Annotated in this window: 11 protein-coding genes; 6 read left to right on the top strand and 5 right to left on the bottom strand. The window is 60.4% G+C overall.

What is annotated here, in order from left to right:
- Positions 1 to 2: 2 nt before the first annotated feature.
- From ROSMUC_RS19470 to ROSMUC_RS19450, 5 genes are all read right to left on the bottom strand, one after another.
- Positions 3 to 389, bottom strand: coding sequence for a DUF3307 domain-containing protein (locus ROSMUC_RS19470; RefSeq protein WP_037276460.1), 387 nt, complete (start codon positions 387 to 389; stop codon positions 3 to 5).
- Between the two features lie 128 nt (positions 390 to 517).
- On the bottom strand, positions 518 to 2296 hold the full coding sequence (locus tag ROSMUC_RS19465; RefSeq protein ID WP_037276882.1) for an adenylate/guanylate cyclase domain-containing protein: 1779 nt from the start codon (positions 2294 to 2296) through the stop codon (positions 518 to 520).
- A gap of 41 nt (positions 2297 to 2337) precedes the next feature.
- Positions 2338 to 3891: an NAD(P)-binding protein gene (locus ROSMUC_RS19460; protein ID WP_037276458.1), complete on the bottom strand. Its 1554-nt coding sequence runs from the start codon at positions 3889 to 3891 to the stop codon at positions 2338 to 2340.
- Positions 3892 to 4039: 148 nt separating this feature from the next.
- On the bottom strand, positions 4040 to 5701 hold the full coding sequence (locus ROSMUC_RS19455; protein WP_037276457.1) for a Na/Pi cotransporter family protein: 1662 nt from the start codon (positions 5699 to 5701) through the stop codon (positions 4040 to 4042).
- Positions 5702 to 5829: 128 nt separating this feature from the next.
- A complete protein-coding gene (locus ROSMUC_RS19450) occupies positions 5830 to 6789 on the bottom strand; it encodes a LysR family transcriptional regulator (protein WP_102106037.1) in 960 nt (319 codons plus the stop codon).
- 109 nt (positions 6790 to 6898) lie between these two features.
- Here ROSMUC_RS19450 and ROSMUC_RS19445 point away from each other — a divergent pair, with 109 nt between their 5' ends.
- The 6 genes from ROSMUC_RS19445 to kce are packed head-to-tail and all read left to right on the top strand — an operon-like array spanning position 6899 to position 13137.
- A complete protein-coding gene (locus ROSMUC_RS19445; protein ID WP_037276452.1) occupies positions 6899 to 7765 on the top strand; it encodes an ABC transporter permease in 867 nt (288 codons plus the stop codon).
- Positions 7765 to 8550 carry an ABC transporter permease gene (locus ROSMUC_RS19440; protein WP_037276450.1) on the top strand — a complete coding sequence of 262 codons (786 nt, stop codon included), beginning with the start codon at positions 7765 to 7767 and terminating at the stop codon, positions 8548 to 8550. Before ROSMUC_RS19445 ends, ROSMUC_RS19440 begins: the two co-directional genes overlap by 1 nt.
- Before the next feature lie 35 nt (positions 8551 to 8585).
- Positions 8586 to 9728, top strand: a complete 1143-nt coding sequence (locus ROSMUC_RS19435) for an ABC transporter substrate-binding protein (RefSeq protein WP_037276447.1) — start codon at positions 8586 to 8588, stop codon at positions 9726 to 9728.
- 55 nt (positions 9729 to 9783) lie between these two features.
- Positions 9784 to 10854 (top strand): ABC transporter ATP-binding protein, encoded by a 1071-nt coding sequence (locus ROSMUC_RS19430; protein ID WP_037276881.1) that lies wholly within the window; start codon positions 9784 to 9786, stop codon positions 10852 to 10854.
- 4 nt (positions 10855 to 10858) lie between these two features.
- Positions 10859 to 12211, top strand: a complete 1353-nt coding sequence (locus ROSMUC_RS19425) for an aminotransferase family protein (RefSeq protein WP_037276445.1) — start codon at positions 10859 to 10861, stop codon at positions 12209 to 12211.
- Positions 12211 to 13137, top strand: coding sequence for a 3,5-dioxohexanoate:acetyl-CoA acetone transferase (gene kce, locus ROSMUC_RS19420; RefSeq protein ID WP_037276443.1), 927 nt, complete (start codon positions 12211 to 12213; stop codon positions 13135 to 13137). Before ROSMUC_RS19425 ends, kce begins: the two co-directional genes overlap by 1 nt.

Genomic DNA, 13137 nt, shown 5'->3' with positions numbered 1-13137 from the left:
ATTCAGGCCGCGCGGCTGGCAGCCACAGCCAACAGCGCAATATAGGTCAGCTGATGCGCGGCCTGATCGAGGCCAAGGTAATGCCAGAAACGCGGATCGGTCTCGGTCACACCCTCCTGCGCCACACGGCGCGCCTTGGCCCAGTCGATATGATAATGCACCGCGATCTCGGCAAGAGCGAGACCAAGCGCCAGTTCCCACGGCATAGCGAACCAGAGCAGGATAGGCAGGCTCAGCGCACCATGCACCCCGGCGTGCACGATGCCCGATGGATGCCCATACCGCCCTTTATTCTTCGCGATCCATCCGGTCTGGAGCTGAAAATCACCCAAGTAATGCTTGATCTGAAACAAGGTCAGAAACAGGCAGATATCGAAAATGCTCGTCATGAAACACCTCGGGCAATAGGCATAACTGCGCGGCTCTCAAATGATGGCACTCCGCTAGAAACGCGATTTGATCCAAATTGGGTCGAGCGACAATTCCGATAGCCTAACACATCCGCCACGCCATTGCATCACCGGCGCGGCAATCCCATCGAGACGAGCGTTTCCAGATCATCCTTGATCCCAGCGACCAGGGCGGGCCACTTGGGGAAATGAAATCCATATTTGATTACATCAAGCGAGAAATCGGACCGCACCGTCAATGCCTGCGCCAAGGCGCGCTCTGCCGTGGTTCGGTCGCCCGCACGCAACGACAACACTGCATATGCAGAATGCACAAAAGCCTCTGCCCCCGGATGGCGGGCCGCCGGTTCGAGATATGGGCGCATGTTCTCTCCCAAGGTCATGTCGCGCATCCAGATCGCAACGGCGAGCATCCAATGGAACGACCACAGCATCGGATCTTGGGGACTGAGGCGAATGGCCTCTAACCCGGCCTCTTCCATCTCTGCGGTATCGGGGTTCTTTTGAAAGAGGTTGATGAAGGTCTGCGCATTATAGATCAGCGCGTCATTGTGATTGAGTGCGCGCGCACGGGCGAGCGCATCACGCGCATCTTTTTCCTGACCTTGCAGGGTCAAGAGCTGCGCCAGTGTTATATGCCCAAGTTCTAGCCTGTCATCCAAGTCGATGGCGCGATTGGCGTGGAACATGCCCTTGACCACATCCTCGCGGGGATTGCGACTCCGCCCCGAATATATCCGCACGGCATGAACACGGCCAATCAAGGCATGCGGCAAGGCATAGGTCGGATCGGCCTCTGCGGCAGCATGAAACAGGGCGGTCGCATTTCGGACGCCGCCAGAGGTGCGCATGTCGATTTCGGTCAACCCACGCTGGCACATTTCCCAGGCCGACAGGCTCTCGGTTGGTTTGGCGCGCGACATGGCGCGTTCATGGGCGCCAATTTCAGGGGTGAGGCCGGTGACGATACAACGGGTAATGTCATCTTGCAGCGCAAAAAGATCGGCCATATCGCGATCATAGCGATCAGACCAAATCTGACGTCCTGTCTCGGCCTCGATCAGTTGCGCAGTGACACGCAGCCGCGCCCCCGCGCGGCGCACGGCCCCCTTGACCACATAGCGCACACGCATGTCCTGCGCGATCTGCCGCATGTCCTGCGCGCGGTCCTTATAGGCAAAGGACGACCCACGCGCGATCACGAACAGCGAGCGAAAGCGCGAGAGCTCGTTGATCAGATCCTCGGCGATGCCATCCGCCAGAAATCCATCCTCGACCGAAGATGACAAATTGTCGAACGGCAGAACGATCACTGACGGACGATCGGCGCTCTGGGTGACGGTGCTGCGGTTTTCGGCCTCTACCCCGGTCGTGACATGCCAGACCTCGACCGGCGTCGGGATATTGCGGACATATTGCATGCCTTGACCGGTGATGATCAGGCCCGGTTCCCGCGCCAGCATGTCGCGCACCGTGCGCGATACACAAATGCCACCGGGTGCAGATAGGGTTTCCAGCCGCGCCGCGATATTGACCACATCACCCAACACATCGCTTCCGTCGATCAGCACGCTGCCGTGGTTGATGCCCACCCGCAGGCGGATGCGCAGATCCTCCGGATTGTTGCGCTCATGCTCCGCAATCGCGCGCTGTGCAGTCAAGGAGGCATGGACGGCGGCGGCAGGGCCGGGGAACTCCACCAAAAGCCCGTCGCCCATGGACTTGACGACCCGCCCACCATGATTTGCGATGGCCGGGTCGATGATCGCGTGTCGCAGGTCGCGCAGACGGGCAAACACCCCGTCCTCGTCCATCGCCACAAGGCGGGAAAACCCCACCACATCTGCGGCGGCGATGGTTGTCGCCTTGCGCTCCAGCGTCTTCACCTTTGTCCCCTTCGTCGCGGTGCCCAGCCCGCCCCCTATATTTAGGGCATGCGCGTTATATTTGTCACCTGAGCATTTGCGGTGATACATAGCGTCGGGGCCATTTGTGTCCAGATATCTAGCCAACCTTTTGACAACACGGTCACGGCCGGTTTGTCGCTAAAGATCAAGCCAAGCGTCAGCGGCAGCGAAATCCAGATCATTCCGTAATAGGCCGGAATTTGCTTCAACGGTCCGTATCCCTGCACGGAATAGGCATATTCCAGCATGCCGGTCAGGATCAGCAAATCATTCTTGGCGAGAAAATCGTAGAAGCTGTCATATTGCAGCAATTCCGTCGGCGCGCTCAGCGGCATGGGCAGGGTGAGGCCGCGATAGAGCGCCAGCAGCACGTCATACTCCGCCAGGCGCACGAAAATCTCGGCCTTGACCTTGTCCGCATCGAACCCCGCCATCCAGTTTGCAGGATCGGCAAAGGGCTGGTTGGCCTCGTAATACCCCTTGAGAAGCGTGTAGTCGTCATAATCCATCAATGTGGCCGGTGCGGTCACGCCGGGAAACTGCCCGGTTGTAACCATGCCGCGGATCGTGTGGCCTGCCGGGTCCTGATGGTTGGCGGTCAGGTACATGCCCTCGCGGATATTGCCCTCCATGAACCCGCAGGCTGCGAAATGCGCGGCCATCTGGTCATAAGCAGGCGAGAGGTAACAGGTGCCCAACTCGCAAGGCGTGGGCTGCCCGTTGGGCGAGGGGAGATCATAGGTGACGGTATGCGTCTTGCCACCGAAACGATCGGTGGATTCGAGGATCTCGACATTGGTATAACCCAACCCTTGCAGGCGGTGCGCGAACATCATCCCCGACGGGCCGGCCCCCAGCACGATGATCGGCGCCGTCTTGTCCGCAGGCAAGGACCAGCCCAGCTTTTCCTGCTGGTCCAGCAACATGCCGCCATACTGCCAGCATTGCAGCACGGATTCAAAGCAGGTCGAGCCATGAACAAAGACCGTGTTGTTCTTGCCTTGCAGGCCCAGATAGTTCCACGGCCCGCCCCCGCGCAGCCCGGTGTTGTCGAAATGGTCGAAATAGGGTGTCCGCAGATCGACCGGCGCACCCGTGCTGTCCGTGACGATTTCGTAATCGGGATAGGGCCACCAATCGAGCGTGGGCAGCGTCTGTTCCAGATTGGCAAGAAATTCCGCCTCGGTCATCGGCGGATTGGCCGGGCCCTGCAACTGATAGACGGTCACAAGGTTCTCGGTCATGGAATTGGCCGTTTCGAGCGAGAATTGCTTGGCCGTTTCGTTGCGATAACCGCTCACATGCCCCGCCATCGCAGTGATTTCGGTAGGGGCAAGAATGATCCCGTATTTCGGCGCGGGATTGGGAACTTTCACCCGCACCAGAGTGGTATGAAAGGTGAAATTGGTCAGTTGATCAAAGACCGCGTTCTCTGCGGCGGTATAGTCACAAATGCCGCTCAGATTGCGCGGCTCGCAAGCGACCACCAAAAGGTCGCAGGTCTTGGTCACGGGGGCTGCGCCATCAATGGATACAGTCAGCGTGACGGGCGGGGTCGATGCCTTGATGTTCAAATGCGTTCTCCAGAAATGTGTGATTCAGTGAAACGGCATTGGGGCCGGTCCGCTCCTTGATACACCGTTTTGGGCACGCGTTGAATCTCTAAAAGGTTGTATGGCGCGCAGGCTATCTCGGATCTTGTGTGCGTCGTCTCTGGATCACTCAGGCCCGGGACGAGATGCGACTGGACAGCAGGTCGCCGGTTTCCGTGAGGATCGGATAGGCGGCCATGGTGAATCCGGTGTTCACCTGCTTGAGGGCGCGCAGCGTCTCCTGATGGATATTGCTGGTTTCGATACTCTCGGTCAGCCCCTCGCGCAGGCGCCCCAAGTGCGCGCGCTGCAACTCTTGTTCGAGGGCGCGGATGCTGTCCTTCTCCGCCACCAATGCGCGGGCATCGTCGGGATGCTGGGTCATCATGACCCGCAGAGCCAGTTGCGCATTGGCCAGAACACGGTCGTGGAAATCACAAATCTCCTGCCAGCCAGGACGCGAGAAATGCACACCTTCCGCCGTCAAACGCTGCGCAAGACCCAAAAGCGTGGTGGCAATCGCATCCCCCGCCGCCTCGAAATTGGCAGCGTTTGTCGAAAGATCAAGCGAGCGTTGGCTCAGCTCTTCCGCCAGACCGTTACGCGTGAGCTGTGCGAGATAGAGCTTGGTGTCGAAGTGGCGTTTTCGCAATGTCTCTTGGGCGTCGAGAATTGCCGATGCCGTGCCCTCGTCCCACTGCGTAAAGAGCGTGGGCACCGGGCGCAGCATTGCTTCAACCATCTCGCCAATCCGGATCACCTCACGCGTGGCGCAGGACAGGGCACGGTTGGGATTCGTCAGCGCGCCGGGATCAAGCGCCGTGATGTGATCAAGCGCAGCACCTTGACTTGGCGCCGACAGCAACGCACCCGCGAGCCGCGTCGCGACTCCGGTAAAGGGCAAAACAAGGCCAACCAGGGCCAGGTTAAAGAGGATATGCAAATGAATGATCTGTGCCGCAGGCGTCGCCCCTAGCCATGCCAGAGGCGGCTCGAACGCCGTCAGCGCGGCAAGGGTCAGGGCCGCCCCACCCCCACGCAGACAAAGGTTTGACAGGATCAGCCGACGCGCCTCGATCTCGGCGGCGAGCGTCAAGCCAAATGCGATAAAGGCACCACCAAGATTCGCCCCAAGGATCAGCGCCATCGCCGCCGAAACGGGCATCAGCCCTTCCATCACCAATGTGGCAAAGAGAAGAACGGCAGCCACCGAGGAATGCACGAGCCAAGCAAGAAGCGCTCCGATCAAGAAGGCGGTCAAGAGGTCGCGGGCCAGATACTGCATCGCCGCCGCCGCTGCAGGAGCGTCGGTCAAGGGTTCGGTCGCAGCGCGCAGCATATCGAGCGAAACAAAGATCAGCGCCAGACCAATCAGGATACGCCCACCCTGCCGCACCCGCCTCTGGTGCCCACGCAGAAAAAGGACCACACCACCCAGCAGAAGAAGCGGGATCAGCCACGCCTGCCTCGCCAGCAGCAACTTGGCGACAAGCGCCGACCCAAGGTCCGCGCCCAACAGGATCGCAAGCCCGGCGGCAATGGCGATGCCGCCCGATGCCACGAAACCGGCAGTCAGAATGGCAACTGCCGTCGAACTCTGAAGGGCCATGGCCGCAATCATGCCGGTGAAGACGGCCAGCACGCGGCTCTGACCCGAGCGGCGCAGCCAGAGACGCAACTCTGCGCTAAAGGCCCGTTCGACCCCGGTACGCACAAGGCGGACAGACCAGATCAGAAGTGCCGCAGCTCCGGCAATCTGAAGAAAGAAAACTGTGAGGTTTGGGTCGTCCAATTCGGTGACTCATCCGCGTGGCCGTGGTCAAGAGCACCGAGAGTGACCCTCACAATTGCACTGCGCAAGGGGCGCAGGGGCAGAATTCGCCAAGTGTGACAGTTTTGTGAATGTTTTATGACAATCTTTTATCTATATGTGCGCTCTTCGATGGGCGTCACCTCAATTCGGGCCAGCAACCGGTCAAGTAGGCCTTGTTCCGCGCGGTTGAGCACTGCGCGCGGGTTCCAGACCACATGCACATCAACAGCAGCCGTCTGATCGTAGGGTGGCAATTGCCACAAAAGGCCGTCTTGCACGTCGCGCGCCGCCACATGCAACGGCAGCGGACCGACGCCAAGCCCCGCAATGATCATACGCCGGACCTCTTCCAAGTGGCTGGAGGTCGCGATGATCTGATCCCCAAGTTCCGCCTGCGCCCGCATCAACGTCACAGGCTTTAGCGCGTCCTGCAATCGGTCGGTTTCAAAGCTGACCGCTGAACGCCCGGCCAGATCGGCGCGCGTCAGGTCGCGCCGGCCAAACAGGGCATGGTTTGGCCCACAAAAGAGGCCAAAGAACTCTCGATACAGGCGCATGTACTCTAGCTTGGGGTTGCGCTGATGCACGAGGCAGATGGCAAAAGAGGCGGAGCGCGCCGATACCGTTTCAATCGCCTGCGCCGAGGAATGCACCTCGATTGCCAGCGTGGCGCGGGGGTTTTCCGCATGGAACTCTGCCAGCACCTGATCAAAAAGCGGGCAGATCACATGCGAGGCCAGAGACAGCCGAACATGGCCTGTCACCTCGTCTGTCATGTCACGCATGAGGGTCGAGAGGCGCAGGATAGAGCCTTGGATATCCAGCGCCTCGCGATATAGCACCTCGCCCGCCTCGGTCAGCGCGAAATGTCCCGGTGTGCGGTGTATGAGGCGCTTGCCCACCCGATCCTCTAACCGTTTCAACGCTGTAGACACCGAAGGCTGTGTCAGCCGTAACCGATGTGCGGCGTCGGTGACCGAGGTGGACTGCGCCAACACGACGAAAGTGCGCAAGAGGTTCCAGTCCATCTCGCGCATGATGCGTTCGGGGCTGTTCCGCTGATTCATAGAATGCATCTATTGTCACAATTCCTATTATCTATTTGATTAATGATGGCTCGCTTTGCACCCTCGGCGCAAGCCCACCCATGACGGGTCGCACAAGAAAGGGAGTAGCATGTCGGTCGAGGCCCGCGAAGCGAGGCAGCCGTGGATTCTGTTGTCGCCCGCCTTGGTGGCGGTGACACTGCTCTTGATCGTGCCACTGATGTTCATCGTGGTCTATTCGTTCTGGCTGCGCTCGGCGATGGGCGCGGATACGGTCGGGTTCTACTTCGACAACTGGCAAAAGGCGCTCTCCGATCGCTTTTACCGCGACATTCTGATCAACACGCTGAAAATCGCGGCGATCACCACGGTGATCTGTGCCCTGATGGGCTATCCGGCAGCCTATTTCATTGCACGCTCACGCGGCAACAAGATGGTGCTGCTGCTCCTTCTGATGCTGCCCTTCTGGATCAGTTACATCATCCGCACGATGAGCTGGATCAACATTCTGGGCACCTCTGGCGCGCTCAATTCCCTGCTCTTGTCGCTTGGCATCATCAACGAGCCGATCCAGATGCTTTATAACGAGGCGACGGTTATCCTCGGCCTCGTGCATTTCCTGCTGCCCTTCATGGTGCTGAACGTCTACGTCAGCCTTGAGGGCATCGACACCAACCTCGAGGATGCCGCCAATTCGCTCGGGGCAACCCGGTGGCAGGCATTTACCCAAGTCACCCTGCCCCTTTCTCTCCCCGGTCTTGCGGCGGGCGGATTGCTATGCTTCGTGCTGGGCGCGGGCACCTATATCACGCCCGTCATCCTCGGCGGGCCCCGCGATGCGATGTTCGCCAATCTCGTGTTCGAGGCGATTATCACACAGTTGAACTGGCCGCTTGGCTCGGCGCTGTCGCTGCTGCTGTTGATCGTGCTGGGTCTCTTGGTGGCTGTCTACAACCGTTATCTCGGCATGGCGCAACTGGCCAAAGGGCTGGGCTGATGGGTTGGCAGATCATCCGCGCCTGGACCGTTTTGGTCTATGCCTTCATGTTCCTGCCGGTGGCGGTTGTGGTGCTGTTGTCCTTCAACGCCAACCAGTTCGGCAGCTTTCCGATGACCGGCGTTTCGCTGCACTGGTTTCAGGAATTGTGGAACAACGACGCGGTGATGCGCGCCTTTCGCACTTCGCTGGTACTGGGGCTGATGACGGCACTCATTTCCACCACATTGGGCATTTTGGCCAGCCTTGCCTTGGTGCGCTACAACATCCCTGGTCGCAACGCGATCACCACGCTGCTTATCGCGCCTATTCTCGTGCCAGAGGTGGTGCTGGCGGTAGCGCTCTTGCTCTTTCTCAACTGGCTGGGCATCGGCAAGAGCTTTGCCTTGCTGCTTGCGGGGCATGTGATATTCACCCTGCCCTTTGTCATCCTCGTGGTGCAGGCGCGGCTGGTCAGCATCAAGCGCGATGTCGAAGAGGCGGCGCTCAGCCTTGGTGCCTCGCCGGTGCAAACCTTCTTTGCCGTAACCTTGCCGCTCATGCTGCCTGCTGTGGCTGCGGGCGCACTCTTCGCCTTTACAATCAGCTTCGATGACATCACCGGCACGCTCTTTTGGAAACCCGGCGGGGTCGAAACCGTGCCGACGCAGATTTTTTCAATGCTGCGCAATTCGATCAGCCCGGAGATCAACGCCCTTGGCACCGTGATGATCGTGATGACCGTCGGCCTGCCGCTGCTTGGTGCGGCAGTGGCCCGAAAACTCACCATGAAAGGCGGCACCTGAGAACCGCCCCAACATTCAACAAGGAGACCTGAGAAATGGATAATACCAAACGTTACGAAAGACTGCTGGATCGCTACCGCAACGGTGATCTGGATCGGCGCAATTTTCTGGGCCTGATCGGCGCTGCGGGCCTCGCCTATGGCGTGCAGACGCCCTTTGCCAAATTCGCCCATGCACAGGATGTGAAACAGGTGCGCTTTGACGGCTGGGGCGGGGTCGTGTCCGAGGCGTTTCGCAAATATGCGTTTGATCCCTACACGGCAGAGACCGGGATCACCGTGGTCGATGGCACCTTTGCCGGCGGCGACGAATATCTGGCGCAGGTCCGCTCCAGCCAGGAGGGTGAGTATAACATCGCCCACCTGTCCGGCGTGTTCGACTATGCCCGCTATGTGAACTTCGGCCTGACGGTCGAGTTGAACCTCGACAACATCCCCAACATGTCGCTGGTGATGGATGCGCTGACCAATGCATTCCGGGGTGTGACGCCGGATTACCTCTCGGCAGTTCCCTATGACTACGGCACCACGGGTCTGGCCTATAACCGCAAGTATATTTCCGACGAGGAGATGAAGGAGAAAGGCGCCAGCATCCTGATCGACGCCGCCTACAAGGGCAAGATCGGCGGCTGGTCGGATTGGCGCACCCGGGTGTGGTATGGCGCGCTCCAGACCGGGCAAGACCCCAACAACATTCAGGATATGGAAGCGGTCTGGGATGCAATCCGCAGCCATCGCGACCTTGCACTGAAATACTGGTCGTCGGGCGCGGAACTGATGAGCCTTCTGGCAGAGGAAGAGATCTACGTCACCGAAGGCTGGTCAGGTCGCATCGCCGCGCTGCAACAACAGGGCCATGACATCGGCTATTACGACGCCCCCGGCAGCTTTGCCTGGCAGGAATGTCTGCACGTGCTCAAGGGCAGCCCGGTCGAGGCCTGCGAGGAACTCTTGAACTTCATGCTGGCGCCCGAGACATCCATCGCGGTGGCCGAGGGTCAGAACTATCCGCCCGCGCTGGACGGAACCAAGGTCGATCTGGGGTCCAAGATACCGACGCTACCCGCGTATGATCCGACCGGCACGCTCGAATCCCTCACTTTTGCCAATCCCGCCTATTGGAATGGCAACGAGGCCGAATGGTCCGAAACCTTCAGCCGCGTGCAGCGCGGATATTGAATCCTTGCCGCGTCCCCTGATGGGGGCGCGGCCCATCCCCAAAAGGACCCCGCCGATGAGCGCCGTCACCCTCAGCAATATCGTCAAGCGCTTCGGCACCTTTACTGCCGTGCATCGCACCACGCTGGAAATTCCCGAAGGGGCGTTCGTCACGCTTCTCGGCCCGTCCGGCTGTGGCAAGACGACCAATCTGCGCATGATCGCGGGCCTGCTCGATCCTACCGAAGGCGAGATTCTCATTGGCGGCAAGCGCGTCAATGACGTGCCCATCCACAAGCGCAATCTTGGGCTGGTGTTTCAGAACTATGCGCTTTTCCCGCACAAGACCGTGGCCGAAAACGTGGCCTTTGGCCTCAAGTATCGCAACGTGCCCAAGTCCGAGATTGCGGCCAAGGTGCGCGACGCGCTTGACCTCGTACAATTGCCCCATGTCGGGGACCGCTATCCCAAGGCCCTTTCGGGCGGCCAGCAACAGCGCATCGCCCTAGCCCGCGCCATCGTGATCGAACCGGACGTTCTGCTCCTCGATGAACCGCTTTCGGCGCTTGATGCCAACCTGCGCGAGGATATGCGCGTGGAACTCAAACGCATCCAGGAACGCATCGGTGTCACCACGGTCTTTGTCACCCATGATCAATCCGAGGCGCTCGCCATGTCCGACCTGATCGTCGTGATGTCCGAGGGGCGCGTGGAACAGGTGGGCAAGCCCGAAGAGGTCTACAACACCCCGGCAACCGAGTTTGTGGCGAACTTTCTGGGGGCATCCAACATCTTTGACGCGCGGTGCGTCGAACACGGCGCAACAGTTGTGGTCGAGGATGTCGTCTTTGGCCGCGTGACCGTGCCCGCCACCAAGGCGCCTAATCTGATGGGCACCGGCCCCGCAAAGCTTGTCGTGCGCGCCGAAAAGCTGAAACTCGCGCGCGACGCCGCGCCCGAGGGTGTGATTTCTGTTCCCGCCACCGTGGAAACGGTGGACTATCAGGGGCAGGCGGTGAGGTATTTCGTGCGGGCGGGAGAGGCGCAGTTACAAGCCATCAACATGATCGACGACCACCCTTTCGCGGTGGGCGCAGCGGTCCATCTGCACTTGCGGCCGCAAGATTGCGCGGCGCTTCCGGGATAAGACAATGAACGTAAAACCCTCTCACCTTTTCTATCAGGGGCGCGAGCGCAAGCCGGTGCTCGATCAGGCACGCGGCGTCTACATGTGGGACGTGGACGGCAAGCGCTATCTCGATGGATCATCCGGCGCAATGGTCTGTAACATCGGCCATTCGAATGAAAACGTGCTCGACGCGATGCGCCGTCAGATGGAGAAATCGACTTTTGGCTATCGCCTGCACTTCGAGACCGAGGCGTCAGAAAAACTCGCCGCCAAGACCGCGGCCCTCTGCCCCGAGGGGCTGAACAGGGTGTTCTTTGTCTCGGGCGGGTCAGAGGCGGTGGAATCCGCACTGAAACTGGCCAGGCAATACGCGTTGGCAATCGGAGAGGGCAGCCGCTGGAAAATCATCAGCCGCGCGCCGTGTTATCACGGCTGCACGCTCGGCGCGCTTGCGATCACCTCTTATGCGCCGCTGACCGATCCCTTTCTGCCCATGATGCAGGCGATGCCGAAAATCCCCGCACCGCGCGCATATCTGGATGGGCTAGACGCCGATCTTGAGGCGACAGGCCACCACTACGCCGACATGCTCGAAGCCAAGATACTGGAAGAAGGCCCCGACAGCGTGCTTGCCTTTGTGGTCGAGCCGATCGGCGGTGCCTCTACCGGGGCGCTGGTGCCGCCGCGCGGCTATATGGAGCGCGTGCAGGAGATTTGCCGCAAATACGGCGTGCTCTTCATTCTGGACGAGGTGATGACCGGAGCAGGACGCACCGGCAAATTCCTCGCCTCGGAGCATTGGAACCTTGCCCCGGACATTGTCGTGATGTCCAAGGGCTTCGCCGCCGGTTACGTGCCGCTTGGCGCCATGGTCGCGCATGAACGGCTGGTCGAGCCGGTTCTGGACGCGGGCGGCTTTCTGCATGGCTTTACCTATGCAGGCAATCCGCTGGCCTGCGCCGCCGGTCTCGCCGTGATCGACGAGATCGAGCGCATGGATCTGGTTGGCAACGCCGCGCGGATGGGCGAGCGCCTGCAAGAGCGTCTGCGCGGCCTGATGCAGCGCTATGCCATCATCGGCGACGTGCGCGGCAAGGGGTTGCTGACCGCGTTCGAATTCATGGCGGATCGTGGCACCAAGGCGCCGCTGCCCAAGGGCTTGCGCGCGTTTGATCGCTTTGTTCAGATTGCCTATGACAAGGGGCTGATCGTCTATTCCCGCCGTACCCGCGATGGGATCGAGGGGGATCACATCATCGTCGCCCCCCCGATGATCGTGACCGAAACGCATCTGGACGAGATTACCGAAATGCTCGATGTCTCGCTGGCAGAGTTCACCGACGAAATCCGCCCCGCGCTGGACAGAGCGATGTAATGCGCGAGATCATCATTACTTGCGCCCTGACCGGGTCTATCCATACCCCCTCCATGTCGCCGCATCTGCCCATCACGGCGGATGAAATCGCACGCGCCGGGATCGAGGCGGCCGAGGCCGGGGCAGCCATCCTGCACCTGCATGCGCGCGATCCGCAGACCGGGCGGCCCTCTGCCGACCCCGCACATTTCCGCGCCTTCCTGCCGCGCCTCAAGCAGGGCTGCGATGCCGTGCTCAACCTCTCGACCGGCGGCAGCGCGGTGATGAGCCTTGATGAACGGCTGGCCGCGCCCATCGAGGCCGCGCCGGAAATGGCCTCGCTCAACATGGGCACGATGAATTTCGCACTCTACCCGATGGCCGGGCGCATCACCGACTGGCAGCACGATTGGGAGCAACCCTTTCTCGAAGGCTCGGATGATCTGGTATTCAAGAACACCCCCCGCGACATCGCCCGCATCCTGACGGAACTGGGCCTCGAACGCGGAGCGCGGTTCGAGTTTGAGTGTTACGATCTCAGCCACCTCTACATGCTCCGGCACTTCGCGGACCGAGGTTTGATCCGCGCACCCTATTTCATTCAATTCGTCTTTGGTGTCTTGGGCGGTATGGGCGCGGACCCTGAGAACCTCACGCATATGGTGCGCATCGCAGACAAGCTCTTTGGTCAGGATTACATGTTCTCCGTATTGGCCGCCGGGCGGCATCAGATGCCGATGGCGGCGCAGGCGGCGGCCATGGGCGGGCATGTGCGCGTGGGGCTCGAAGACAGCCTGACCATCGCGCGCGGCACGCTGGCGCGCTCCAACGCCGAACAGGTCGCCAAGGTGCGCGGCATAGTCGAGGCATTGGGCCGGGTGGTGGTCAGCCCTGATGAGGCGCGCGCGCTGCTGTGTCTCAAGGGCGCAGACCGAGTGGCGAGCTAA

The sequence above is a fragment of the Roseovarius mucosus DSM 17069 genome, assembly GCF_000768555.3.
GTDB classification, from domain to species: Bacteria; Pseudomonadota; Alphaproteobacteria; order Rhodobacterales; family Rhodobacteraceae; genus Roseovarius; species Roseovarius mucosus.
This window is presented reverse-complemented; position numbering and strand designations above follow the sequence as displayed.